Raw genomic sequence first — 24,113 nt, 5'->3', positions numbered from 1 at the left:
GCCAGGACGAACACCGACTGCCCGCACGCACCCTGCGGCGACGCTGCCGTGTCCTGTGGGAACTCATCCCGCCCGTACCCAGGGACGGGGTCGTGCAGCCGGTGCTGCACCTGGACGGCATCCACCTGGGCCGCGACACGGTCGTCCTGGTCGCCATGGACGAACACTCCCGGGTCGTCGGCTGGCACGCAGCCAAACGCGAGGCGTCCGACGCGTGGAAAGCGCTCATGGCGCGCGTGGCGCCGCCCGACCTGGTCGTGTGCGACGGCGACGGCGGCCTGCTCAAGGCCCTGCGTGAACACTGGCCCGGCACGCCCGTGCAACGCTGCCTGTTCCACGTGTGCCTGGCCATCACCAAGCTCACCGGACGCAACCCTCGCACCGAACCCTCCCGAAAGATGCGCGCCCTGGCCGTGCAGGTCGGCCGGGTACACGACCGTGACGGCGCCGAACAATGGCTGGAACGCTACCGGGACTGGTGCGACAGGTGGCAGGAATACCTGGACGAGACCACCACGGACGCCAAAGGCAGGAAACGGCCCGCGCACGACCGGCTCGTGCGCGTGCGCAGGATGCTCGACCGGCTCGTCGCCTCGGGCACCCTGTTTGCGTTCCTCGACCACGAGAAGGCGCCGGCGACCAACAACCGCATCGAGTCCGCCAATGGCAGCATCCGACGCATGCTGCGTGACCACCGAGGCCTGTCGCTGGCCCGCAGGATCAAGGCGATCTGCTGGTGGTGCCACCAACACACCGCGCACCCCGAATCGGACGCGTGGCTGGCCGCGAACGCACTCACCGAGCAGGACCTGGCCGACTGGTACCAGCATGCGTGGCAATACGCGCCGCAGGACCTACGCGACCCCGACAGCATGCCTGCACGCTACGGGACCGGCATCGACTGGAACGCATTCCACGACCACTGACCCTTTTACACACTTTTTGGCCGGTAACCCGAAATTGTTCATTTTTTTGGACAGAATCTAGGGGCGGGGGCTCCCGTGGAGCCATACGGAACGCCAACACGCCGTCGGATAGCTGAAAACGGCTATCCGACGGCGTGTTGGCGTTCCGTATGGCTCCACGGGAGCCCCCGCCCCTAGATTCTGTCCAAAAAAATGAACAATTTCTCAGGCGGGGAGGACACCACTCACTTCAGCGGACCGGTCATCCACACGCGCTCGAGGTAGTCCTCGATGGAGCGGTCGGAGCTGAAGTAGCCGGAGTTGGCGACGTTGATGATCGCCTTGCGGTTCCACTCGAGCTGATCGCCGTAGAGGGTGTCGATCTCGGCCTGGATGTCGTGGTACGCGGTGAAGTCGGCCAGCGTCATGAACCAGTCCTTGGTCAGCCAGTCGGAGACCAGCGGCGCGTAGGCGTTGCGGTCGCCGTTGGAGAAGGTGCCGCCGGCCACCATGTCGATGGCGGCCTTCAGGCGCGGGTCGGCCTCGTAGTACTTCGCCGGCTCGTAGCCGTCGGCGTACATCTTCTCGACCTGGTCGACATCCATGCCGAAGAGGAAGAAGTTCTCGGCACCCACGAGGTTGCGGATCTCCACGTTCGCGCCGTCGAGCGTGCCAACGGTCAGCGCGCCGTTGAGGGCGAACTTCATGTTGGAGGTACCGGAGGCTTCCTTGCCGGCCTGGGAGATCTGCTCGTCGAGCTCGGTCGCCGGGATGAGCATCTGGGCCACGCGGATGTTGTAGTTCCACGGGAAAACGACCTTGAGCTTGCCCATGACGTCGGGGTCGTTGTTGATGACCTTGGCGACGTTGTTGATGAGCTGGATCGTCATCTTGGCCAGGTAGTAACCCGGGGCGGCCTTGGCGCCGAAGATCACGGTGCGCGGCTGCAGGTCGTCGACCTTGACCTTGCCGGACTTGATGTCGGCGTAGGTGGCGATGACCTCGAGGATCTTCAGGGCCTGGCGCTTGTACTCGTGCAGGCGCTTGATCATCGTGTCGAACATGGTGTTCGCGTCGAGCTCGAAGCCGTACTCCTTCTTGGCGAAGTCGGCGAAGCGCACCTTGTTGTCGTACTTGACCTTGGCGAACTTCTTGACGAACTCGTCGTCCTGTGCCAGTGGCTCGAGGTTCTTGAGCAGCTCGAGGTCCTCGAGCCACTTGTCGGTGCCGAGGCCCTCGGTGATGAGGTCGGACAGGCCCGGGTTGGCGAGCTTCATGAAGCGACGCGGGGTGACGCCGTTGGTCACGTTGGTGAACTTCGCCGGGTACAGGTCGGAGAAGTCACGCAGGGTGACGTCCTTGAGCAGCTGGGAGTGCAGCTCGGCGACGCCGTTCACGTGGGAGCCCGCGTAGGTGGCCAGGTAGGCCATGCGGACGACCGGGTTCTCGCCGGCGGTGACGATGCGCATGCGCTCGGCCTTCGCCTCGTCGTCGGTGAGGGACTCGAGTTCCTTCATGAACTGGTCGTTGATCTTGTTGATGATCTCCATGTGGCGCGGCAGCAGCTTGGCGATCAGGGAGACCGGCCAGACCTCGAGCGCTTCCGGCAGAAGGGTGTGGCAGGTGTAGTTGAAGGTCTTGGTGGTGATGTCCCAGGCGGTGTCCCAGTCGTAGCCGTACTCATCCATGAGGATGCGCATGAGCTCGGGGATGCCGATCACCGGGTGGGTGTCGTTGAGCTGGAAGCAGATCTTGTTCGGGAAGGTGGTCAGGTCCGGGTTCTCCTCGTTGCCGTAGAAGACGCGGATGGCGTCATGCAGCGAGGCGGACGCGAAGAAGTACTGCTGCTCGAGGCGCAGCTCCTTGCCTTCCTGGGTGGAATCCTCCGGGTAGAGGATCTTGGAGATGTTCTCGGCCTTGACCTTCGGCTTGACGGCGTCCAGGTAGTCGGACTTGTTGAAGGTCAGCAGGTCGAACTCGTCGTAGCTGCGTGCCTGCCACAGGCGCAGGGTGTTCACGCGGCCGGACTCGTAGCCCGGAACCATGTAGTCGACCGGGATGGCACGCACGGACCATGCCGGCTTCCAGACCTTCTTGCCGTCCTCCTCGACGACCTCGCCGCCGAAGTTCACGCGCTGGTCGCGCTCGTAGTCGATGTGGCCCCACGGATCCTCGTTGGTCAGCCAGTAGTCGGGACGCTCAATCTGCTTGCCGTCCTCGTCGAACTCCTGGCGGAAGATGCCGTAGCGGTACTGGATGCCGTAGCCGAAGGCCGGCACGCCCAGCGAGGCGAGCGAGTCGATGAAGCAGGCGGCGAGACGGCCGAGGCCGCCGTTGCCGAGGCCCGGCTCGTACTCGGCGTCGATGACTTCCTGCGGATCGAAGCCGAGGTCCTTGACGGCTTCCTCGAACTGCTCGGTCAGGCCGCCGTTGAGCAGCGCATTGCGCAGCTGGCGCCCCATGAGGAACTCGGCGGAGAGGTAACCGACGGCCTTGGTGTCGCCGTTCACCATGTCCTGCTGGGTCTTCATCCAGGAATCCATGAGATGCTTGCGCACCGCGGTGGCGGTGGCGACATACACGTCCGCCGGCTTCGCCTGCTCGATCGTGACACCCTGGGTGTACTTGAGCTCGTTGCGGATCTCGTCCGCGAACTGGGCGGCGGTGACCGAGGACTTCGGTGCCGTAACTTCAGTCATAATGATGACTCCCTTTACACAGTTATTTCATATGGAACGCAAGGGGAAAAGCGTGATGCTTCCCGCTGTCCGCCCGCACGCGCGCGAGGTCGTGCGCGGAGACCGCTTTCTGCATACGTTCTCAAGTCAGCAAGCATACCATAGGGCCTCTGCAAAGGGCCGGATCGGGCCTGCACCGTCTCAAAAACGGACCGATTGACTGGAACATTCAGCCCAAGGGCAACAGCATCGAGAGGTCATCGCGCTCCCCCACCGCGCTGATGTGTCCGGCATGCCACTCCTGGCCCCAATCGGTGATGCCGCAAGCCAGGCGCAGCCATACATCCGGCTCGAGTTCGATCACGTCCGGCGGAGTGAGGTTGTGCGGGTCGGAGGCAGGGCCTTCGAGGATCTTGACCGCCCCGAAAGGCGCCACGCGCAGTTCCACGCCCGGTCCGGGCGCCTTGATCTCCATCATGGCCAGGGTGTAGCGCACCGCCATGGCCATGGCGCGCCGGTCGAGCCGCGGCGCCACCTCGAGCGCGGGCACGCCTTCGGCCAGCTGCGCGCGTGCCGCCAATCCCCACGTCTCGTAGGCGTCCATGCCGGCCGGGATGTCCTGTTTCCTGATCACTGCCATGGTAGAGGATTATATAAGAAATTGTTCATTTTTTTGAACAAAAACTTGGGGAAGGGCACCGGCCGGGCCGTCAGGCAGCGGCGTCACGCTTGTCGGACAGTCGTTTTCCCGACTGTCCGACAAGCGTGACGCCGCTGCCTGACGGCCCGGCCGGTGCCCTTCCCCAAGTTTTTGTTCAAAAAAATGAACAATTTCTTATGCTTGGCGCCCCTCACCGTCCTGGTGATGCTTGAAGGCACCCGGCACTGGCATCGGAATCGGCTTGTGCGGCGCGGGCTTCGGCGTCACCGGCATCTCGCCGCTGGTCGCCTTCGCCGCCGACTGCGCAGCCCACTGCGCGTAGTCGTCGAGGTCGTCGTCGTCCGACGGCTCTTCCTCGTCCGTCGCATCGTAGTGGTCGTCATACTGGTCGTCGACGTCAACATCGGCGAAGGGATCGTACGAACCGACCCCCGGCTCCTTGGCTCCCAGTTCCTTGGCAAGCTCGTCGTAATCCGTGTCAGTGGTCAGGTACTTGAGCTTCCGAGCGATTTTCTGCTGCTTGGCTTTCTGACGTCCGCGGCCCATCTGACCCCCTGGGTATTACTGTTTGCTTAATTCATCATCCAAGAGGATACCACCTTATATGTCCGAGTGCGTTGTCTGCTCGAATTTCTACGATTTTCCGTAATATCCACACGACTGATACGAAGGACGAAGATGGCCGAAGAACAAGAGGCGCAGCTGACCGCAGCCGGCAACGAGATGAGTGCGAGTTTCCTCGCAGCGAAGAAGCGCAGCGACGAGACGCTGGCGAAGCTGGAGCAGGACCCGTCGAAGTTCACCATGCTCACCGGCGACCGGCCGACCGGCCGCCTCCACCTGGGCCACTTCTTCGGCTCGATCCGCGAGCGCGTGGCCATGCAGGACCGCGGCGTGAACACGAATATCATCATCGCCGACTACCAGGTGATCACCGACCGTGACACCACCGAACACATCGACGACAATGTGCTCAACCTGGTGCTCGACTACATGGCCGCGGGCATCGACCCGGAGAAGACCATGATCTTCACGCATTCGGCGGTCCCGGCGGAGAACCAGCTCATGCTGCCCTTCCTGTCCCTGGTGACGGAGGCGGAGCTGCACCGCAACCCGACGGTGAAGAGCGAGATGGAGTCCTCCGGCCACGCACTGACCGGCCTGCTGCTGACCTACCCCGTCCACCAGGCGTGCGACATCCTGTTCTGCAAGGCGAACGTGGTGCCGATCGGCAAGGACAACCTGCCGCACGTGGAGATCACGCGCACCATCGCCCGCCGCTTCAACGAACGCTATGCCAAGAAGAACCCGATCTTCCCGGAGCCCGCGGCGATCCTGTCCGAGGCGCCGGAGATCCCCGGACTCGACGGTCGCAAGATGTCCAAGAGCTACGGCAACTCGATCATGCTGGGCGCCACCGCCGAGGAGACGGCCAAGCTGATCAAGAAGAGCAGGACCGACTCCGACCGCAACATCACCTTCGACCCGGAGAACCGTCCGGAGGTGTCCGCGCTGCTGACGACCGCCGGCCTGGTGACGGGCCGCGACCCGCGCGAGATCGCCGAGGAGATCGGCAACGGCGGCGGCGGTGCGCTGAAGATGTTCGTGACGGAGTCGGTGAACGAGTTCCTGGCGCCGCACCGCGAGCGCCGTGCCGAGCTCGCCCGCGACATGGACTATGTGCGCGACGTGCTGCGCGAGGGCAACCGCCGCGCGAACGCCATCGCCAACGAGACCCTGGACCAGGTGCGTGAGGCGATGGGCATGCGGTATGACGTGTGACTCGTGAATTGTGAATTGTGAATTGTGAATTGAATTAAAGCGGGCACCCGCTCGGGGTCGTTTCCTGAATTAAAGCGGGCACCGGGTCGAAGAACTTTGGGTTCTTCGACCCGGTGCCCGCTTTAATTCAATTCACAATTCACAATTCACAATTCACAATTCACAATTCACAATTCACAATTCACAATTCACAATTCACGAGTCACACGTCATACCGCCAGGACTTGTCGGTGATCACGCGCGCCATCGCCAGGCCGATCGGCAGGCAGATGATCACCATGAAGGCCTTGAAGGCCCAGTCCAGGGCGAGCAGCGTGTTGAACTGGCCCAGGTTGAACATCGCCTGGTACATGTACATGCCGGGCACCATGATCACGATCGACGGCACGGTCAGGCAGATGCGGGGGTAGCCCAGGTGCGGCGGCAGCATGCCGTGGCGCACCGCGGACCGCCATGCCGAGGCGAGCAGGCCGGCGAGCATGGCACCGAGGAAGGCACCGGCCTCCGGTGCAAGTCCCATGTCCACGAACTCGAGGCGCAGCGTGTCGGTGATCGCACCGATGCAGGCCGCCGTCAGGCACATGCGCTGCGGTGAGTTGAACATCATCGAGAAGCCCCACACGCCGACGAAGGCGAACACCGCGCGCAGCATGCAGTTGGCCCACGGCGCCAGCCCCAGCGGTTCGAAGCCCTGCGGGTTGAGCCGCACGATCGAGGCGACCATCCACCCCGCCAGCGTCGCCATGAGGATGATGCACAGCACGTACATCACCCGCTGCACGCCCGACGGGAAGTCGATCTTCGCCATGTCCAGGCCGCCGGTGATGAGCGGGAAGCCGGGGATGACGAAGAGCATCGCGCCGATGTACGCGGTGTCGTGTTCCAGCGCCACGGGGTCGAACAGGCCGATGATGCGCAGTGTGCCGATGCAGGCGAAGGCAGCGACGGCCACGCACACGAAGGTCACGAAGAACTGGTTGAGGTGGTGCGCGAAGAGCCGTCGACGCAGCCACTGGCCGAGGCCCGCCCCGACGAAGGCGCCGATCATGTCGTACGGCGCGCCGCCCAGCAGGAAGACGAAGGACGCGCAGGCGGCCGCCGCCGCCAGCCCGGACAGTGCGGGGCCGTAGAGCGGCTTGCGGCGCTCGATCAGGTCGAGTCGTTTGTGTACTTCGCCGACGGTGATCGGGTGCGACTGCGCGCGGTGCAGTGCGGCTATGTGACGATGCGGCATGCCACGCCTCGCCGCGCGTCGCTCCTCGCGCGCGCAGCGGTCGGCGTACGACGTGTCGAGCGGCTGGGCCAGCGTCGCACTGTCGCTGTCGCGGACATCGGCGACGGCGACGGCGTCGATGAGCGCGTCGCCGGTGCAGGGATGCGCGCCGGCGCAGTGCGCACCGTCGTTATCCTGGCTGTCGCCGTGCCCACGGTCATGCTGGCGACGCTCCTCGCGCAGTTCCCTGGCCATGTCCGCGGAGACCTGCGAGGCGTCGCGGATGTCGAGATGCTGCATGAGGCCTTCGGATACCTGCGTCTCGCGGTGGTACATGGAGCCGGTGCCGAGGCTGACGCTGAACCAGTCGGCGAAATGCTCCAGCAGCCAGATGCGCTCGGTGTTCACGCCGGTGGTGGGCAGGTTGACGACTTCGGTGATGCGCTCCTTGCCGTCGGTGCAGGCTGCCTCGATGTCGGTGAGGTTGACGTCGGCGCGCACGTGCACGCCCAGCGGGTAGGCGATGCGGTGCATCATCTCGCGGACGCGGAAACTGCCGGTGCCCGCACCCAGGTCGAGCTGGCCGACACGCACGATCACGCTCGCCTTGGCCGCGATGCCCGCGTCCTGCACGGGCGCGTCCCAGTCGCGTTCGATGTCCTCCATGTCGAGCGGTATGGAGTGTGAGTGGAACTTGCCAACGGCCGTGGCGCCGCTGTTGATCTTCTCAGTCATGGTTCTCATTAAAGAACCGGGTCACCCCGGAGGGGTTGACCTGTTGACACATTTTTTCGGCCGGGAAAAATCGTGTAGGCCTTTGGGCTGCACGATTTGAAATCGTGCAGCCCAAAGGCCTACACGATTTTTCCCGGCCGAAAAATGTGTCACCGGCCACCGCCATATGAGACACAACGGGGTCTGGCTGGCCCCGCTGTCTCTTCCCCCGGCCTACAATGTCACTGCAACTCAAGACCGGGCTATACGGCTGTGGGCTCGCAACGGACAATCACCACAACTGCGGAGGAGCCGCAGAGGATTGGCTGACCGAGCAACCTGAACCCGGAGGCAAGGAGGTCGCAATTGACTGACAATGATCAGATCACGCCCGCGGACGCCCAGATCGTGGACGCCGGCACCGGCAGGAAAGCCCCTGAGGAGCGTGATCTTCCCACATCCCTGCGCGCAGACATGGACTTGTGCCTGGAAATCCTGCGCGGGGTCCTCTCCGAGTATGACGAGGAGCTGCTCTCCACTTTCGACACCGTGCGCCAGTACGCGCTCGATGCCAGCGCGGAACGCTTCTCCGGCGTGCTCACCGACACCCATCCCGAGCGCAACGACCTGGAGATGGCCGTCAAGGCCATCGACGCCATGAACCTTCATGACGCCCAGCTGCTCGCCCGCGCCTTCACCACGTACTTCCACCTCGCGAACCTGTGCGAGGAGAACTACCGCGTGGACGTGCTGCGCGAACGCGAGGCCGCCGTGGAGGAAACCGCGGCGATCGACCCGGCCAACGAGATGACCAAGGCATACCACCAGCTCATCAACGAGATGGGTCCGGCGAAGGCGAAGGAGCTGCTCGAGCGACTCGAGTTCCATCCCGTCTTCACCGCGCACCCGACCGAGGCCCGCCGCAAGGCCGTGGAAGGCAAGATCCGCCGCATCGCCACGCTGCTCAGCGCGCACAAGTTCCTCGGCGGCACGGACAAGAAGGAGAACCTGCGTCGCCTGTACAACGAGATCGACGCGCTCTTCCGCACCTCCCCCATCGCCCTGAAGAAGCCGACCCCGGTGGAGGAAGCCGACACCATCCTCGACATCTTCGACAACACGCTGTTCCACACCGTCCCGCAGGTCTACCGTCGTTTCGACGACTGGGTCCTGGGAGACAAGGCGGGTCTCGTGCCGCCGGTCTGCCCCGCGTTCTTCCACCCGGGCAGCTGGATCGGATCCGACCGCGACGGCAACCCGAACGTCACCGCCAAGGTCAGCCGCCAGGTGGCGCGCAAGTACAGCGACCATATCCTCGCCGCCCTGGAGAAGGCCACCCGCACCGTCGGCCGCAACATGACCGTCGAGTCGGAAACCACCCCGCCCAGCGACGAACTGCGCATGCTGTGGAACCAGCAGAAGGAGATCAGCGAGCGCCTCACCGACAAGGCCGCGCTCATCTCCACGCAGGAGCTGCACCGCGCCGTGCTGCTGGTGATGGCGGACCGGCTGCACTACACCATCAAGCGCGACACCGACCTCATGTACCACAGTGCCGAGGACTTCCTCAACAACCTGCGCATCGTGCAGCGGTCGCTGGCCGAGGCCGGCGACAAGCGCGCCGCCTACGGCCCGCTGCAGGACCTCATCTGGCAGGTGGAGACCTTCGGCTTCCACATGGTCGAGATGGAGTTCCGCCAGCATTCCGTGGTGCATGCCCGCGCGCTGGACGACATCCGCGAGCACGGTCTGCACGGCGAGCGTGGTGCGCTGCAGCCGATGACGCACGAGGTGCTCGACACCTTCCGCGCGCTCGGCGCCATCCAGAAGCGCAACGGCGAGAAGGCCGCGCGCCGCTACATCATCTCCTTCACGAAGAGCGCGAAGAACGTGCGCGACGTGTACGAGCTCAACCGCCTGGCGTTCTCGAACCCGGCGGACGTGCCGGTGATTGACGTCATCCCGCTGTTCGAGCAGCTGGAGGACCTCGAGAACTCGGTGAACGTGCTCGACGAGATGCTCAAGATCCCCGAGGTCCAGGCGCGGCTGAAGCAGACGGACCGCAAGATGGAAGTCATGCTCGGCTACTCCGACTCCTCGAAGGACGCCGGCCCGACGACCGCGACGCTGGCGCTGCACGCGGCGCAGGAGAAGATCGCGAAGTGGGCGGACGACAACGACATCGACCTGACGCTGTTCCATGGCCGCGGCGGCGCCGTCGGCCGCGGCGGCGGCCCGGCGAACCGCGCGGTCCTCGCACAGCCGAAGGACTCCGTGAAGTGCCGCTTCAAGCTGACCGAGCAGGGCGAGGTCATCTTCGCCCGCTACGGCAACCCGGTGCTGGCCATCCGCCACGTGGAGTCCGTGGCCGCGGCGACCCTGCTGCAGTCCGCTCCCAGCGTGGAGAAGACGAACACCGAGATGACCAAGAAGTATGCGGACATGGCCGGGAAGCTGAACACTGTTTCACATGAAACATATCTCGACCTGCTCAACACCCAGGACTTCGCCCCGTGGTTCTCCACGGTGACGCCGCTGACCGAGGTGGGCCTGCTGCCGATTGGTTCGCGGCCGGCCAAGCGAGGCCTGGGCGCGAAGTCGCTCGACGACCTGCGTACGATCCCGTGGATCTTCGCATGGGCGCAGGCGCGCATCAACCTGGCCGCCTGGTATGGCCTGGGCTCGGCATGCGAGGCCTTCGGCGACCTGGAGACGCTGCGCAAGGCGTACCAGGAGTGGCCGCTGTTCTCGACCTTCATCGACAACATCGAGATGTCGCTGGCCAAGACCGACGAACGCATCGCGAAGATGTACCTGGCGTTGGGCGACCGTGACGACCTGCGCGACAAGGTGCTCAAGGAGATGGAGCTGACCCGCCGCTGGGTACTCCGGATCGTGGGCGACGAGTGGCCTCTGCAGCACCGCCACGTGCTCGGCCAGGCGATCCGCGTGCGCTCCCCGTACGTCGACGCCCTGTCCGTGACCCAGGTCCTCGCCCTGCGCTCCCTGCGCAAGAAGGTGGACAAGGAAGAGCTCTCGCAAGGCCAGCAGGCAGGATTCACCTACCTGATCCTGTGCACCGTGAGCGGCGTCGCCGCCGGCCTGCAGAACACGGGCTGATGTCGTGAGACCTTGGGTGCGAGGGGCAACCTTCTCATCCGTGCGTTATAAGGGGCGTCACCATGCTGTCTCGGACAGCATGGTGACGCCCCTTATAACGCACGGATGCCCCACCCATTCCGGGAGATGGGACGGCGCCGTCCTCATGGAGGACACGGTCTTGTGGGGGCGTCTACGGCTATGCCATGGTGTTGGGCATCGTGAATCGACCGATGCAAGGAGAAGAGCATCATGACGGACCGTAACGAACGCGCCCAGGAGACGCCAATGGAGGAAAACGCGGTGACGCACGCCGTGGCGCCCGCACCCGCATCCCCCATCGTCGTGGCCATGTCCATGGCCGCCTGCGCCTGGGATTCCTGCCTGCTCTAGGAACCGTGCGTGTGGCTGTCTGCTAGATTTTGTTCAGAAAAATGAACAATTTCTAGCAGACAGCCACACGCACACACCGTTGGCTACAATCGTTCCCAGCAGCCGAAATCCGAAGGAGCATGGCACATGGCGAACGAACACGACGACACGATCCAGGAAACCACCGCGAACAGCACATGGAGCCGCATGCTCGCCGGCAACCGCCGCTTCGCAGAGGGCAAGGCGGAACACCCCTGGCAGGATCCGCAGACCCGTGAATCGCTCATCGACACGCAGAACCCGGACGCCGCCGTCCTGTCCTGCTCCGACTCTCGCGTCCCTCCCGAAATCATCTTCGACGCCGGCCTGGGTGACATGTTCACCGCGCGCACGGCAGGCGAGATGCTCGACCCCGCCGTCCTCCAGTCGCTCGAATATGCCGTCGGCACGCTGCACGTCAGCCTGCTCGTCGTCCTCGGCCACCAGCACTGCGCGGCCATGGAGAAAGGCGCCACGGAGCTTGACCAGCTCATCGAGCACACCCTCGCCGAGTTCACCGACCCGGACGACTCCACCCGCAACGAGGTCATGGAGGACCTCGACGAGGTCATCGCCTCCAGCGAATCCGCCTTCCTCAAGGACCTCGGCATGTCCGTGTGGCAGGCGCGCATGGCCGGCCTCGACACCGCCGACGACTACGAACAGGTGAACATCGCGCGCACCATCGAACAGCTCGTGACCCACTCCGACACCATCCGCGAGGCACTGGCCGCCCAGCGCCTCATGATCGTCGGCGCCCGCTACCGCCTGGACACCGGCCTGGTGGAGGTGCTGAGCTTCTGACCCCTCGTGAGATTTTGTTCAAAACATCACGCTGACCGGCGCATGCCCTAGGCTGGGCAGCATGTCACTAGGTTTGAACATCCTGCTCATCTTCGTCTTCCTGCTGCTCGGCGCCGTGTTCTCCGGCACCGAACTCGCATTGGTCTCCCTGCGCGGTTCGCAACTGGACCAGATGGAGCAGGAGGACGCCCGCGGTGCTCGCGTCGCCGAGATCGCCCGCGACCCCAACACCTTCCTGTCCACCGTGCAGATCGGCGTCACGCTCTCCGGCTTCCTGTCGGCATCCTTCGGCGAATCGTCGATCTCCCCCTACGTCGTACCCGTGGTGGAAAGCTGGGGCGTGCCGAGCAGCGTCGCCGCACCCCTGACCACCATCGTGCTCACGCTCGTCATCTCCTACTGCTCCATCGTCATCTCCGAGATGGTGCCCAAGCGCATCGCCATGCAGCGCAACGAGCAGATTGCGCGCGCCGTCGTGCCCGCCATCAGCGGCTTCGCCAAGATCTGCAAACCGATCATCTGGCTCATCGGCAAGAACACGAACGGCATCGTGCGCCTGCTCGGCTTCGACCCGAACGAAACCGAGTCCGAGGTGTCCGACGAGGAGCTGCGCGTGCTCGTCAACTCCAACTCCAACCTGACCAAGGACGAGCGCACCATCCTCGACGACGTCTTCGACGCCTCGGAGACCATCGTCGCCGAGGTCATGCGGCCGCGCGCCGACGTCGCCTTCCTCAACGCGGACATGCCGCTCGCCGAGGCCGCCGCCTTCGTGCGCGACATGCCGTACTCCCGCTACCCTGTCTGCGGCAAGGACTTCGACGACATCCGCGGCTTCGTGCACGTGCGCGACCTGCTCGACGTGCAGAACCCCGGCGGCATGACCGTCGGCGACGTGACGCGCGACGGCATCTCGCTTCCCGGTACCTCGAAGCTGCTGCCGAGCCTGGCGCTGCTGCGCCAGCGCGGCATCCACCTGGCGACCGTCATCGACGAGTACGGCGGCACCGACGGCATCGTCACGCTGGAGGACATGACCGAGGAACTCGTCGGCGACATCCGTGACGAGTACGACCTGCCCGAGGAGCGGCACGTCTCCGGCGACGAAGTGCATGGCGCCTTCGTCGACGGCGTGGCCACCGTCGACGGCGGCATGACGATCGAGGACTTCGACGACCTGACCGGCATCGAGCTGCCCGATGGCCCGTACGAGACGGTTGCCGGCTACTTCCTGGCGCACACCGGCAAGATGGGCGAGGTCGGCGACCACCTGGCCTCGGACGACGGCTACACGATGACCGTCACGAAGGTCGATGGCCGGCGTATCGAGACGATCGAGGTGCGCAAGCAGGAGGATGAGACCGAGGGCGTAGCCGAACGGAACGGCCATGACTAGCCGGACAGGCGTGCCGTTGGGGTGCTGCTAGAAATTGTTCATTTTTTTTGAACAAAATCTAGGGTGAGCAGCTGCTTTGCAGCCGTGCTCACACCCTAGATTTTGTTCAAAAAAAATGAACAATTTCTAGCAGCACCCCAACATTAGGCCCTGAGCCCATGCCCAGGCATGGCACAGCTGCATCGTCTAAGCTCGAAGGAAGACTACGGTTCACCGAACGGAAAGGACAACCATGGCACTGTCATTCATCATCCCGGGCCTCGACGAGGCTTCCTCCGAGAAGATCATCGGCATCCTGCAGGAGCGCCTCAGCCAGGAGCAGGCGGCCGCCCTCGTGCTCAAGCACGCCCACTGGAACGTGGCGGGCCCGAATTTCATCGCCGTGCATGAGATGATCGACCCGCAGGTCGACGAGGTGCTCGACATGGCCGACGAGACCGCGGAGCGCATCGCCGCCCTCGGCGGCTCCCCGATGGGCCGTCCGGATGACATCATCCGCTTCCGCACCTGGGACAAGTTCGAACTCGAAGGCCGCCAGAACACCCTCGAGTACCTGCGCGCCCTCGACGCCTACTACGACGAGTTCATCAAGGCCGACCGCACCGCCATCAAGGAGCTCGACGAGCTCGACGTAATCAGCTCCAACATCATCCAGGACCACGTGCAGAAGCTCGAGCAGTTCCAGTGGTTCATGCGTTCCCACCTGATCGACTAGCACCACGCCCCAGGTCCCATGGATTAGGGGGGGCGCCCGGTCGAGGGCCAAACGCGAAGTAAAGCGGGCACCGGCTTAAAGAACTCTCCTTTAAGCCGGTGCCCGCTTTACTTCGCGTTTGGCCCTCGACCGGGCGCCCCCCCTAATCCATGGGACCTGGGGCGGCTGGGAGTTGCGCCATCGTGATGTCCCTTTCGTGACGGCATCGGTGTCGTATTGTCGCCATGGTAACGGTTGCGGGGCGTGGAGGCAATAGATGGGCGGTCGTGCCTGCGTTGCGTCTCTGTTGCTTATTGCTTATGAGAGGTGGGTTAAGCGGGACCCTGCCGGATACAGGGGCTGAAAAGGTTGAAATGCCAAGGGGCATACCGGACCTATCGGCGTTAACCCACCCCTCATAAGCAGAAAGGTCCATGCACACCGGCTCTACCATGCCACTTCACCCTCATACCGGACACGCCACCAGCCATCTCCCAGTTTTCCTGCCTAGCATGGTGTCTTGTCGATGGGAGCGGAGGGCCCCATCACCGACCGGCAAAGGATCCGACCATGGACGAGACACACGGCAACACCGAATATCACCACCAAGACCACCACACGCTGCGACGGGCAATCGTCGGTGGCGTGGTCGCACTCCTGCTCGCTGGCGGCTTCACTTGGTGGGGGCTGTCCTCGCACACAGACAAGCATGCCGCGGCAAGCACCGAAGCCCAGACGAGCCATACCGTCGCACAGGAAACCGCCGAAAGCCCGGCCCTGCAGCAGGCACGCGCAGAACTGAAGCGGCAGATTCACGACGGCTGGGACACGTACCAGGCCCATGACACGGGCAGCGTCGACTACGAGGAACTCGGCAACCTCGCCAGCCTGCTCAGCGGCAGCGACGGCCTGCTGGAGGTGACGGACATGGAGGAGGACATGATGATCCACAACCTCACCACGCGCACGCAGAACATCCGTGACTCCATGGCCGCACTGGAGGCAAGCGCGCAGGAGGACCCGTCGGCACTGCGCGAGCGCATCAAGCAACACGAGACCCAGAAAGAGGAAATGGAACGGCAGCTCGAGACGCTGCAGCAGCAGGCAATGCAGGCTGCCAACCAAACCTGATTCTGTGTTTTGTCGTGCCGTCGACACGCTGTCGGACAGCTGATTTTCAGCTGTCCGACAGCGTGTCGACGGCACGACAAAACACCAAGACAATCTACAATCGGCACCATGGATTCCCGCATCGTCGCACCGCACATCACCTCCACCACCCAGGAACCGCCGACGCTCACGGACAGCGCTCCCGCCATCTCCATCAACCGCGAGTCGACCTACGACGGCATGAGATTCACGGTCCCCACCGCCAGCGACTCCCCCATCCGGAATCTGCACGGACTGCTGTGCACCTTCCTCGACTGCGCCTTCCCCCAGCTGCGCGCCGACCACGCGGATCTCGACCAATCGCACGTCCAGCACTGCAGCTTCGACACCTGCAGCGTCACCGAGCTGTCGGCCGTGCGCGCCCAGTACGGCGAAAGCCTCTTCACCGGCTGCCGCATCGGCGCCTTCGACGCCATGGATGCCTCCTGGACGTCGATCATCGTCGAGAACTGCAGGATCGGCTACCTGAACCTGCGCGCCGCCACCTGGCGCGACGTCGCGTTCCGCGACTGCATCATCGACGACTTCGACGCTGCCGACGCACGCCTGACACGCGTCGCCTTTCCCGGTACGGCCATCGGCAGACTGTCGACGCGGCATGCCCGGTTGGAGCACGTCGACCTGCGCGGGGCGCAGCTGCGGCAAGTCGAGGGAGTGGAACACCTGTGCGGCGTGACCATGGACGCCGCACAGGTCGCCGACCTGGCCCAGGCTTTCGCCGAGAACCTGGGCATACGGGTCGATTGACGGTCAGTGCGGGAAACGGAAACGCCGCACCGGCTGATCCGCGCTGTCGGTCACTTCGGCGTCGACAATCGTCGTCTTGTCCTGTTCCGCGTGTGCCGTGTCCGGCATGTCCGACCGCACTGACTGGCGACGCCGGTGCACCACGTAGCTGGCACCGACCAACGCACCGATCTTCGCCAAACTCCTGGCCTTGTTCGGCGACATCAGCGCACCGCCCAACACAGCAGCCACGGATGCGGCACTGACCTGTTTGATCTCTGGCAGCATTGCCTCGGCGACGTCGAGCAGGCTGCTGTCTTTGCTTAGCTTGCCGACACGCACGCCTTGGATGGCCCTGTTGATGACCATGTGTCCGATGGCGAGCCTGTCGATCTTCGATTTGCCCATGGCGCCTCCCTTCGCGGTCGTACCGGCGCTCACTGCACCTGGATGTCGAGCGCGATGTTCGACAGCAGCATCTCGCCCTGGTGCGCGATGGCGTCACGCTCCGCCTTGCCCATGGTCAGCTTGTTGTCCATGAAGTTCTCGCGGGCCAGCGGCACGCCGGTGAAGGACGACGGCGCAATGACCATCTTGAGGAAGTTGAGCGTCGGGATCAGCGTGGCGAAGGCGTCGCGCACGCAGTTCATGCCGCCGGCGCCGCTCACGGTCACGTTCTTGCCCAGGATTACGGCGGGCGCGCCGTCCTCGAGCGGTCGCGATAGCCAGTCGAGCAGGTTCTGCAGCGGGCCGGGCACGCCGTGGTTGTATTCCGGCGTGAAGATCCACAGGCCGTCGGCGGCGGCGACCTCGGCGCGGGCGGCAGCCACCGGCTTCGGCGCCGGGAACTCGTCGTCCTGGTTGAAGATCGGCACGTCCTTCCAGTCGAGCATGCGCACGTTCGCCTTGCCTTCCAAGGTAGTGGCGGCGACTTCGGCGAGCTGCCTGTTGAAGGACTGCTTGCGCAGCGAGCCTACGATCATGAGGACAGTCGGCAGGCTGCCGTCGTTCTGCGAGATGCGTTCCTGGGTGGTCATTGTGTCGGTCATGGACCTTCCTTCCGTTGGGGTTCCATCTGACTTCCACTATCCCGGCTTCGTGCATGCGATGCACACGATTATCTCCAGTGGCATACAGTCGCGCGTTTCGGGAATAACCGGCCGCGTCCCGCTGTTTTCGATGCCCCATCGATGGCGTTCGACGCCTCTTCGAGTGAGCAAGCGGCGCGACTGGCGCCGCTTGCTCACTGCGTCTCCGGCACCGCCAGGATCGTGCACTTGTTCAGATCGCGGCGCAGGTCGCGCCAACGGGGCAGGGCGTCGTCCATGCGTGCCTGGAAGCCGGCGCCGTGGCCGCCCTCCCACAGGTGCACCATTTCGTGCACCAGCACATACTCCAAGAACTTCGGGTCCATCAGTCCCAACTGAAGATTGAGGCGGATGCGGGCTGTCTTGGGGGTGCACGAACCCCAGCGCGAAGTCATGGTGCGCACGGTGACCTTGGAGGGACCGCGGCCGATAATCGGTTCCCACTTGCGCAGCAGGTCGGGCAACTGGCGGTCGATGGCAGTTCGCGCCTGTTCCACCGCACGTTCGTTCCAGGTGAAGTCATCCGTCGGCTCGGCATGGGAAGCATGTTCGACGTCGGAACCGGAGACGGTGGCGGTGACGCGCAGCACGGACTCCTGGGCCTCACCGCCGGCGAAGGTGCGGGCACGGGCAGTCGCCATCTTCGCGAGTGCCTGTTCGATCCACGGCCGCCGTTCGCGCACGAAATCCTCGATGGCACGCACGGGCATGTGTACGGGCGCGGTGACCTCGACCGCCCCGTAGGGCGGCCTGACACGCAGGTACATGTTGCGGTTCTTCTTGCGCAGCACGGTCACCTGCATGCCGTCGATGCGCACGGTTTCCCGGTTGACGAGGGAATGGGCGGATGCGGTCTGGCGCCCCAGGGAGCGCGCCCGCGGAACGGAGCGGAAAGCCATGCGAACAATTGTTCGCATCCTCAAGGACAAAGCAGTGGTTTCCGTCGTACCCGCAAGCGACACGCCGGACTTGCGCTCGTCTGACTCGCTGGCTATTCTTTATCTCTGTTGCGTAACGCGACTGATTGGGCCCGTAGCTCAGGTGGTTAGAGCGCATCCCTGATAAGGATGAGGTCGGAGGTTCAAGTCCTCCCGGGCCCACCGGGGAAGATCTTCTCACGGATTTTCCCTTTTCGGGGCTATAGCGCAGCTGGTAGCGCATCTGCTTTGCAAGCAGAGGGTCCCCGGTTCGAACCCGGGTAGCTCCACCCGTGATTCCCTTGAAACCATGCGGTTTTCAAGGGTCTTTCCGTTTTCTGGGCACCATGTGGTTCTGGGCGTTTTCAGGTGTTTTTCCGATGTCAAATTGCACGTTGGGCGCACGCTGGACAATGAAGGGCGCTGAAAGGCGCTGACCTGGTGCCAAGGCAGATGCACGCCGTTGGCCGTAATGCCCTTTTGAGAAATCTCGCGAAGCAACGAGAGATTTCTCAAAAGGGCATTACGGCCAACGCTTACAGGTCGAAGGTATGCGCCACCTTGGCCTTGTCGTCCATCGAGAACAGGTCGGTCACCTCCACGGTCACCGGCGAATCGTCCTTGAGTACGTAGGCCTGGGTCACCGTACCGGTGGCGCCGGGCTGCAGGTCCTTCATGCTCGAACCGGAGTCGTAGCCTTCCGGCGCGTCCATGCCGTACATCGCGGTGTCGAGCTGCTGGCCGTTCTGGAAGACCTTGTCCGAGGTCGCCACCATGAACGAGGTGTTCTTGTCGGTCTTGTTCGTCCACTCATAGGTCACGAGCACGGTCGGCTGCCCCTCGTAGTCGTCCACGGACTTCACGGCGGAGACGATCTTCACGTGTGCATCCTCGAGGTCGCCCTCCTGGTCCTGCACGCCGTCCTGCGCATCGTCGCCGGCGGCGCTGCCGTCACTGTCAGCCGAGGCCGACGTCGAGGATGACGTCGACATCGAAGACGACGCCGTGCCGGTCGCCTCGTCGATGGCCTTGCTGAACGATGCCTGCATGCTCAGGGTGATCACGATCGACAGCACGGACAGCACCGCGCCGACGATGGCCAGCACCTTGCCGTTCCTCTTGCCGCGGAAGGTGCCGACGATGGCCACGATGGCCAAGATCGCGCCGATGAGGCCGAAGAAGAAGGCGGCGTTGTTGATGATCGGGATGAAGCTCAGCACGAGGCCGATCGCGCCGAAGATGACGCCGAGGATGCCGCACACGCTGGTGCCCTTCGGCTGCTGCGGCATCGGCTGCTGTGGCGGTTGCACCGGCTGTCCCTGCGGTGCCATGGGTTGCTGTGTCATGATGCGTCCTTCTTTCTCCCCGGCCGCCAGACACGGCCACTGATGTCCCTGACTCTAGGGGTTCCGGGCCGCCGGCACCAGTGTCCGAAAGGACATACCTGAATGCCCGACCGGGCAAGACATGCCACGCATCCATGCCCCATCCGCCCTGTCCGTGTCGCGGCCTCGCGTGGCATGATGGACAGCATGAGCAGCATGAGCACCCCCACGGACATCCCCGTACGCACCCGTCGGTGGTGCACTGCACTCATGGTGCCCATTGCCAGTTTCATGAACCTCCTGCAGGTCGCCTACGCCGCCAACAATGCCACACAGTCGAGCCCTTGGTTCGTCTGGCTCACGCTGTGCACCCTGCTGGCGATTCCCTCCGGCCTGGTGCTGTTGGCCCGCAACGAACATCCCGTGGGCACGTTCTGGACGGCCTGCGCGCTTTCCGTGCTGCTGCCCTTCGGTTCCACGATGACGCTGATGGCGCTGAGCGCACTGATTGCGCGGCGCAACGACCAGCGCACCATCGGCTGGGCGATGGCCGCCGGTACGGGCACCGCCGTCGCCTGCCAGCTGACCGACGCACTGCGCGCGCCCGACGCCTCGATCTGGCAGCTGGTCTTCGCCAGGCCCGGGACCGGCCCCAGCTACAACGTGCCCGTCGAGACGATGGTCACGCAGCCGGTCCTCGTCGCCGTGACCATCGCGGCCGGTGTCGCCATGAGCGTGGCGGCCATGTTCATCGGTTTCTACATCCGTCAGCGCGCCGCCGCCCACCTGGCCCACGAACAGGCCACGGCCGCCGAGTCGCACATGACGACGCTGCGGCAGGACCTCGACGCGCGCGCCTTCGCCGATGCAGTGGCTGCGGAGGCACACGACACGCTCGCCCATTCCCTGTCGCTGCTGGCGCTCAACGCGAGCGCCTTGCAGGCCGGCGTACACCGCCTGGCCACGCAGATGGAGGACAGTCCCGAGGCGGAGGACTGGCTTCCCCAGATGAGGCAGCTGTCGGTCAGCGCGCAGGATATCCGCCGGCAGGCGGCAGGCGCTCTGGACGAGGCGCACATGGTGATCGACACGCTGCGCCATCCGGACGCACATCGGGAGCTGTTCGAGCCGACCGATGGGACGGCGTTGACGCGCGAGGCGCTGGACGCGCTGGTGGGTGACGTGCGGGCCGCGGGCATGCAGCTCAATACGTGGATTGACGTACGCAGCCTGGGATCGCTCGACGAGGGCGTCGGAAAACTGGCGTACCGCGTGGTGCAGGAAGGGCTGACGAACGCCCGGCGGCATGCACCCGGCGCGCCGGTGAGCCTGCAGGTGGACGCCGGACCCGCTGCCGGCATTCACGTACACGTGAGCAATCCGACCGGAGCCCCGGCATCGACGGCCCCGATGCCGGCCAGGGCACCGACGGCGACGGCATCGGGGAGAGAGGCCGCACCTGCCGGACGTCCTGCCGGGCGCAGTGGCACTGGCTTGGCGGGCCTTGCCGAGCGGGTGCGCCAGTGCGGAGGCCAATGCCGGTACGGCTTCGACGCCCACCGCGTCTTCCACCTGGATGTCATGCTGCCTTGGAGTCCGCAGACGGAACGGACGGCCGCGGATGAGGCGTAGGAGTGTAGGATGCGATGCTGCCGGGCCCGTGGCGCTATGATGGTGAACCGTGTCCGAGAGCAACCAGAACCAGCCCATCCGTGTGGTCGTCGTCGACGACGACCCGTTGATCGGACAGGCCATGCGCTTGATCCTCGGCGACTACTCCGACGGCACCATGACGGTCACGGCCATCTGTACGTCGGGACTTCAGGCGGTCCAGACCGTGCAGGAAGGCGGTGTGGACGTGGCGCTCGTGGACATCGCGATGCCGGACATGGACGGCATCGCCACCACGCGCCATCTGCGGGCACTCCCCCATCCTCCACACGTACTCATGCTCACGTCGCTGGGCACTTCCGGCAACGTGGACCGGGCCGTCGAGGCTGGGGCTGAGGGGTTCATCTCGAAGACCGACTCCCCGGAAGACATCATCCGGCGCGTCACGGGCGTGGTGCACGGCGAGCCGCAGTTCAATCCCGCCAGCCAGCGCCAGCTCATCAACGACATCTACCTCGACCAGCCGGCCAGCCGTCGCCAGGAGGCCCGTGCACTGCTGGACGCCCTGCCCGAGCGTGAGCGTGAGGCCGTGCTCCTGGCCGCGCAAGGCTGTACGAATGCACAGATCGCCCAGCGCATGTTCATTTCGGAGCGCACCGCGAAGGCGCACCTGTCCGCCGCAAGCGAGCGTCTGGGCATGGGCAGGATCCAGATGGCGCGGCTGGTGGAGCGTGCTGATCTCGACTGAGCCCCAAGTCCATATACACAATACACTCATCCACTCACTGAATTAAAGCGGGCACCCGCACGAGGGTGATTCCGAAGTTAAAGCGGGCACCGAGTCGAAGGTTTTCTCCGTTCTTCGACTCGGTGCCCGCTTTAATTTCGGAATCACCCTCGTGCGGGTGCCCGCTTTAATTACGAAGGGGGAAAGAAAAGGACATCGGCAACGATGGAAGGCTTGCTGCCTACTTCTGGGCCGGCTCCACGGTCACGCTCGCCTTGGCGGCATCGGCGGCGCCGTTCTGCGCGGCCAGCTGGTTGCGGATGTCCTGCAGGAGTATCACGGTCTGTTCCTCCGGGCTCAGGTCGGGCTGGGAAGCGGCCACGTCGGCGTCGTTCTTCTTGAGCTTGGCCATGGCCTTCTCGGAGAGGTCACGCATCTTGTTGATCGGCACGATGATGCAGAAGTACACGGCGGCCGCAATGATCAGGAAGTTGATGATCGAGCCGAGCACCATGCCGAAGGACACGGTGGAGTTGTTCACGGTGAAGGCGAGCAGGCCGTCCATGTTCGGCTTGCCGAAGATCATGGCAATGAACGGGTTGATGACGCCCTCCACGATGGCGTTGACCACTGCGGTCACGGCACCGCCCATGACGACACCGACCGCCATGTCGACCATGTTGCCTCGCGCGATGAATTTCTTGAAACCGTCCAGCATGATTACACTCCTTTTGTGTTTTCTCTTGCTCCTGTTGCACGCACACCACTGCCCCTGACGGGCGTTCGGTGGGCGAGGAGGCCCCGGGCGGGGATGTTGTACCCGGAAGCTACTGGTTTCATTGTGGTCGTGCACCGGCCAGGAAACGCCGTGACCTTCCATCTTCAAGCGTTCAGCGCAAAAGCTTTTACGAAAACCCGTATTTTTTTCGAGAACCGACCGGCCTCGCGATGCTGCGCTGTGGGCGTCACACCCGCGCAGCCCTTACAATGAGCCGCATGCCCAGCCCCCAACCCAAGCCTCGTCCCGCGCGCCTGCTCAGCCGCGATATCGTGCTGATCATGGCCGCCACCTTCTGTTTCATGAGCGCCAGCATGCTCGCATCCCCCATCATCGCGGGCTTCGCAGGCAAGCTCGGCGCCGACGGCACCGTGATGGGACTGGTCGCCGGCGCCCTCTCGCTGACCGCGCTGTTCTGCCGCCCCGTCGCCGGCCGCCTCGCTGACCGCACCAGCAAGCGCCGGCTCGCCATCGTCGGCGGCGGTCTCTACGTCATCGCGAACGTCTGGTACGCCTGCTGCACGAACGCGGCGATGCTGCTGTGCGCGCGCATCCTCAACGGCGTGGGCTTCGCATGCATCTCCGTATGCCTGTCCGCATGGCTGGCGATGCTGCTGCCGATCGAACGCATGGGAGCTGGCATGGGGCTCTACGGTACGATGAATGCGTTGGCACAGGCAGTCGGCCCCGACCTGGGCATCCGCGCCTCGGCGACAATCGGCTACCGGCCCGCCTTCCTCATCGCCGCCGCGCTGGCCGCCGCGGTCGTCGTGCTCGCCCTGTGCGTCCGCGATGCCGGCCGCCCGTTGGCCACGGCGCAGGCGCAGCGTACACCGCTGCGCCTGCACACGCTGTTCGAGCCGCGCGTCGTGCCCATCGCCGTCATCTTCATGATGTTCGGCATCCCCTACTTCGCCAACCAGTCCTTCCTCGTGAGCATCGCCGCCGAGCGTCACATGGGCACCGACGTCTCCGTCTACTTCCCGATCTACGCGGTCGTGCTGCTCATCGTGCGCATCCTGCTGCGCAACTGGTTCGACACGAAATCGTTTGCATTCTGGATGGTCACCTGCACCGCCTGCAACCTCGGCATGCTCGCCTGCCTGACCTTCATGCGCAGCCTGCCGCTGCTGGCGGCGGCGGCCGTGCTCACCGCGGGCAGCTACGGCCTGATGAGCTCGGTCACGCAGGCCAACGCCGTCACCATCGCCGGCAAGGAGCGCAGCGGCATGGCGAACACGACGTATTACGCGGGCATCGACCTAGGCATGTTCATCGGCCCGCTCATCGGCGGCGCGCTCTACCAGTCGCTGCCCGACCTGTGGTTCTACCCGCTGCTTGCGCTGACCATGCCGGTGGCGTGGGCGATCTGGTTGCCGTGGCATGCCCGGCAATCCAAAAACTGAATAAGCAC

At 64.4% G+C, this 24,113-nt stretch carries 21 protein-coding genes and 2 tRNA genes; 14 read left to right on the top strand and 9 right to left on the bottom strand.

The window, feature by feature from the left end; translation table 11 throughout:
- Positions 1-926 (top strand): IS1249 family transposase (locus BCUN_RS09235; RefSeq protein WP_156100152.1); only part of this gene is annotated, 926 nt, incomplete at its 5' end.
- Between the two features lie 224 nt (positions 927-1,150).
- Here BCUN_RS09235 and BCUN_RS09230 read toward each other — a convergent pair.
- The 3 genes from BCUN_RS09230 to BCUN_RS09220 form a co-directional block, all read right to left on the bottom strand.
- On the bottom strand, positions 1,151-3,604 hold the full coding sequence (locus BCUN_RS09230; RefSeq protein WP_033518642.1) for a glycogen/starch/alpha-glucan phosphorylase: 2,454 nt from the start codon (positions 3,602-3,604) through the stop codon (positions 1,151-1,153).
- 208 nt (positions 3,605-3,812) lie between these two features.
- Complete coding sequence (locus tag BCUN_RS09225; protein ID WP_033518640.1) at positions 3,813-4,223, bottom strand: sterol carrier family protein; 411 nt, start codon at positions 4,221-4,223, stop codon at positions 3,813-3,815.
- A gap of 195 nt (positions 4,224-4,418) precedes the next feature.
- Positions 4,419-4,790: a DUF3073 domain-containing protein gene (locus tag BCUN_RS09220; RefSeq protein WP_033518009.1), complete on the bottom strand. Its 372-nt coding sequence runs from the start codon at positions 4,788-4,790 to the stop codon at positions 4,419-4,421.
- A 132-nt stretch (positions 4,791-4,922) separates the two neighbouring features.
- Between BCUN_RS09220 and trpS the strand changes: the two genes are divergently transcribed.
- Complete coding sequence (gene trpS, locus BCUN_RS09215) at positions 4,923-6,026, top strand: tryptophan--tRNA ligase (RefSeq protein WP_033518011.1); 1,104 nt, start codon at positions 4,923-4,925, stop codon at positions 6,024-6,026.
- A gap of 202 nt (positions 6,027-6,228) precedes the next feature.
- Here trpS and BCUN_RS09210 read toward each other — a convergent pair whose 3' ends face one another.
- Complete coding sequence (locus tag BCUN_RS09210) at positions 6,229-7,974, bottom strand: threonine/serine exporter family protein (RefSeq protein WP_238552387.1); 1,746 nt, start codon at positions 7,972-7,974, stop codon at positions 6,229-6,231.
- Positions 7,975-8,319: 345 nt separating this feature from the next.
- On the opposite strand from BCUN_RS09210, the gene BCUN_RS09205 reads away from it, so the two are divergent.
- The 7 genes from BCUN_RS09205 to BCUN_RS09180 all read left to right on the top strand — a co-directional run bounded on the left by BCUN_RS09205 (position 8,320) and on the right by BCUN_RS09180 (position 16,274).
- Complete coding sequence (locus BCUN_RS09205; RefSeq protein ID WP_033518015.1) at positions 8,320-11,073, top strand: phosphoenolpyruvate carboxylase; 2,754 nt, start codon at positions 8,320-8,322, stop codon at positions 11,071-11,073.
- Between the two features lie 231 nt (positions 11,074-11,304).
- Positions 11,305-11,445, top strand: coding sequence for a hypothetical protein (locus BCUN_RS12445; protein WP_156100151.1), 141 nt, complete (start codon positions 11,305-11,307; stop codon positions 11,443-11,445).
- A 126-nt stretch (positions 11,446-11,571) separates the two neighbouring features.
- Positions 11,572-12,267, top strand: coding sequence for a carbonic anhydrase (locus tag BCUN_RS09200; RefSeq protein WP_033518681.1), 696 nt, complete (start codon positions 11,572-11,574; stop codon positions 12,265-12,267).
- Positions 12,268-12,328: 61 nt separating this feature from the next.
- Entirely contained in the window at positions 12,329-13,663 is a 1,335-nt protein-coding gene (locus BCUN_RS09195) for a hemolysin family protein (RefSeq protein ID WP_033518679.1), read from the top strand.
- A 232-nt stretch (positions 13,664-13,895) separates the two neighbouring features.
- Positions 13,896-14,378, top strand: coding sequence for a Dps family protein (locus tag BCUN_RS09190; RefSeq protein ID WP_033518676.1), 483 nt, complete (start codon positions 13,896-13,898; stop codon positions 14,376-14,378).
- 549 nt (positions 14,379-14,927) lie between these two features.
- Positions 14,928-15,488: a hypothetical protein gene (locus BCUN_RS09185; protein ID WP_033517924.1), complete on the top strand. Its 561-nt coding sequence runs from the start codon at positions 14,928-14,930 to the stop codon at positions 15,486-15,488.
- A gap of 108 nt (positions 15,489-15,596) precedes the next feature.
- Complete coding sequence (locus BCUN_RS09180; protein ID WP_033517925.1) at positions 15,597-16,274, top strand: pentapeptide repeat-containing protein; 678 nt, start codon at positions 15,597-15,599, stop codon at positions 16,272-16,274.
- A gap of 3 nt (positions 16,275-16,277) precedes the next feature.
- Here BCUN_RS09180 and BCUN_RS09175 read toward each other — a convergent pair whose 3' ends face one another.
- The 3 genes from BCUN_RS09175 to BCUN_RS09165 all read right to left on the bottom strand — a co-directional run bounded on the left by BCUN_RS09175 (position 16,278) and on the right by BCUN_RS09165 (position 18,240).
- A complete protein-coding gene (locus BCUN_RS09175; RefSeq protein WP_033517927.1) occupies positions 16,278-16,661 on the bottom strand; it encodes a hypothetical protein in 384 nt (127 codons plus the stop codon).
- 29 nt (positions 16,662-16,690) lie between these two features.
- A complete protein-coding gene (locus tag BCUN_RS09170; protein WP_238552383.1) occupies positions 16,691-17,302 on the bottom strand; it encodes an NADPH-dependent FMN reductase in 612 nt (203 codons plus the stop codon).
- Between the two features lie 194 nt (positions 17,303-17,496).
- The gene (locus tag BCUN_RS09165) at positions 17,497-18,240 is read right to left on the bottom strand and encodes a M48 family metallopeptidase (protein WP_081895654.1); all 744 of its coding nucleotides are present in this window, start codon (positions 18,238-18,240) and stop codon (positions 17,497-17,499) included.
- Positions 18,241-18,367: 127 nt separating this feature from the next.
- Here BCUN_RS09165 and BCUN_RS09160 point away from each other — a divergent pair.
- Positions 18,368-18,441 (top strand) — tRNA-Ile (locus tag BCUN_RS09160).
- 34 nt (positions 18,442-18,475) lie between these two features.
- Positions 18,476-18,548: transfer RNA gene (locus BCUN_RS09155), tRNA-Ala, on the top strand.
- 246 nt (positions 18,549-18,794) lie between these two features.
- On the opposite strand, the gene BCUN_RS09150 is transcribed toward BCUN_RS09155, so the two are convergent.
- Complete coding sequence (locus tag BCUN_RS09150; protein ID WP_033517928.1) at positions 18,795-19,604, bottom strand: DUF5067 domain-containing protein; 810 nt, start codon at positions 19,602-19,604, stop codon at positions 18,795-18,797.
- A 186-nt stretch (positions 19,605-19,790) separates the two neighbouring features.
- Between BCUN_RS09150 and BCUN_RS09145 the strand changes: the two genes are divergently transcribed.
- Both BCUN_RS09145 and BCUN_RS09140 read left to right on the top strand, forming a co-directional pair.
- On the top strand, positions 19,791-21,215 hold the full coding sequence (locus tag BCUN_RS09145) for a sensor histidine kinase (protein WP_051920992.1): 1,425 nt from the start codon (positions 19,791-19,793) through the stop codon (positions 21,213-21,215).
- Between the two features lie 121 nt (positions 21,216-21,336).
- Positions 21,337-21,942 (top strand): response regulator, encoded by a 606-nt coding sequence (locus tag BCUN_RS09140; RefSeq protein ID WP_420796477.1) that lies wholly within the window; start codon positions 21,337-21,339, stop codon positions 21,940-21,942.
- Between the two features lie 220 nt (positions 21,943-22,162).
- Here the strand turns inward: BCUN_RS09140 and mscL are convergent, their stop codons facing one another.
- A complete protein-coding gene (gene mscL, locus BCUN_RS09135; protein WP_033518604.1) occupies positions 22,163-22,639 on the bottom strand; it encodes a large conductance mechanosensitive channel protein MscL in 477 nt (158 codons plus the stop codon).
- Between the two features lie 278 nt (positions 22,640-22,917).
- On the opposite strand from mscL, the gene BCUN_RS09125 reads away from it, so the two are divergent.
- Positions 22,918-24,105, top strand: coding sequence for an MFS transporter (locus BCUN_RS09125; RefSeq protein ID WP_238552381.1), 1,188 nt, complete (start codon positions 22,918-22,920; stop codon positions 24,103-24,105).
- The last annotated feature ends 8 nt before the right edge of the window (positions 24,106-24,113 follow it).

It is taken from the genome of Bifidobacterium cuniculi (assembly GCF_000741575.1).
GTDB lineage: Bacteria > Actinomycetota > Actinomycetes > Actinomycetales > Bifidobacteriaceae > Bifidobacterium > Bifidobacterium cuniculi.
Note: the sequence above shows the minus strand (reverse complement) of the source record. Positions and strands in the feature narration are given on the sequence as shown.

What these genes read in the sequence shown, in the direction of transcription:
- BCUN_RS09150 (WP_033517928.1), bottom strand. Translation starts at nt 19,604, where the DNA reads ATGACACAGCAACCCATGGCACCGCAGGGACAGCCGGTGCAACCGCCA.
- BCUN_RS09125 (WP_238552381.1), top strand. Translation starts at nt 22,918, where the DNA reads ATGCCCAGCCCCCAACCCAAGCCTCGTCCCGCGCGCCTGCTCAGCCGC.
- BCUN_RS09185 (WP_033517924.1), top strand. Translation starts at nt 14,928, where the DNA reads ATGGACGAGACACACGGCAACACCGAATATCACCACCAAGACCACCAC.
- BCUN_RS09165 (WP_081895654.1), bottom strand. Translation starts at nt 18,240, where the DNA reads ATGGCTTTCCGCTCCGTTCCGCGGGCGCGCTCCCTGGGGCGCCAGACC.
- BCUN_RS09170 (WP_238552383.1), bottom strand. Translation starts at nt 17,302, where the DNA reads ATGACCGACACAATGACCACCCAGGAACGCATCTCGCAGAACGACGGC.
- BCUN_RS09180 (WP_033517925.1), top strand. Translation starts at nt 15,597, where the DNA reads ATGGATTCCCGCATCGTCGCACCGCACATCACCTCCACCACCCAGGAA.
- BCUN_RS09225 (WP_033518640.1), bottom strand. Translation starts at nt 4,223, where the DNA reads ATGGCAGTGATCAGGAAACAGGACATCCCGGCCGGCATGGACGCCTAC.
- mscL (WP_033518604.1), bottom strand. Translation starts at nt 22,639, where the DNA reads ATGCTGGACGGTTTCAAGAAATTCATCGCGCGAGGCAACATGGTCGAC.
- BCUN_RS09220 (WP_033518009.1), bottom strand. Translation starts at nt 4,790, where the DNA reads ATGGGCCGCGGACGTCAGAAAGCCAAGCAGCAGAAAATCGCTCGGAAG.
- BCUN_RS09175 (WP_033517927.1), bottom strand. Translation starts at nt 16,661, where the DNA reads ATGGGCAAATCGAAGATCGACAGGCTCGCCATCGGACACATGGTCATC.
- trpS (WP_033518011.1), top strand. Translation starts at nt 4,923, where the DNA reads ATGGCCGAAGAACAAGAGGCGCAGCTGACCGCAGCCGGCAACGAGATG.
- BCUN_RS09190 (WP_033518676.1), top strand. Translation starts at nt 13,896, where the DNA reads ATGGCACTGTCATTCATCATCCCGGGCCTCGACGAGGCTTCCTCCGAG.
- BCUN_RS09140 (WP_420796477.1), top strand. Translation starts at nt 21,337, where the DNA reads ATGCGCTTGATCCTCGGCGACTACTCCGACGGCACCATGACGGTCACG.
- BCUN_RS09145 (WP_051920992.1), top strand. Translation starts at nt 19,791, where the DNA reads ATGAGCAGCATGAGCACCCCCACGGACATCCCCGTACGCACCCGTCGG.
- BCUN_RS12445 (WP_156100151.1), top strand. Translation starts at nt 11,305, where the DNA reads ATGACGGACCGTAACGAACGCGCCCAGGAGACGCCAATGGAGGAAAAC.
- BCUN_RS09200 (WP_033518681.1), top strand. Translation starts at nt 11,572, where the DNA reads ATGGCGAACGAACACGACGACACGATCCAGGAAACCACCGCGAACAGC.
- BCUN_RS09230 (WP_033518642.1), bottom strand. Translation starts at nt 3,604, where the DNA reads ATGACTGAAGTTACGGCACCGAAGTCCTCGGTCACCGCCGCCCAGTTC.
- BCUN_RS09195 (WP_033518679.1), top strand. Translation starts at nt 12,329, where the DNA reads ATGTCACTAGGTTTGAACATCCTGCTCATCTTCGTCTTCCTGCTGCTC.
- BCUN_RS09210 (WP_238552387.1), bottom strand. Translation starts at nt 7,974, where the DNA reads ATGACTGAGAAGATCAACAGCGGCGCCACGGCCGTTGGCAAGTTCCAC.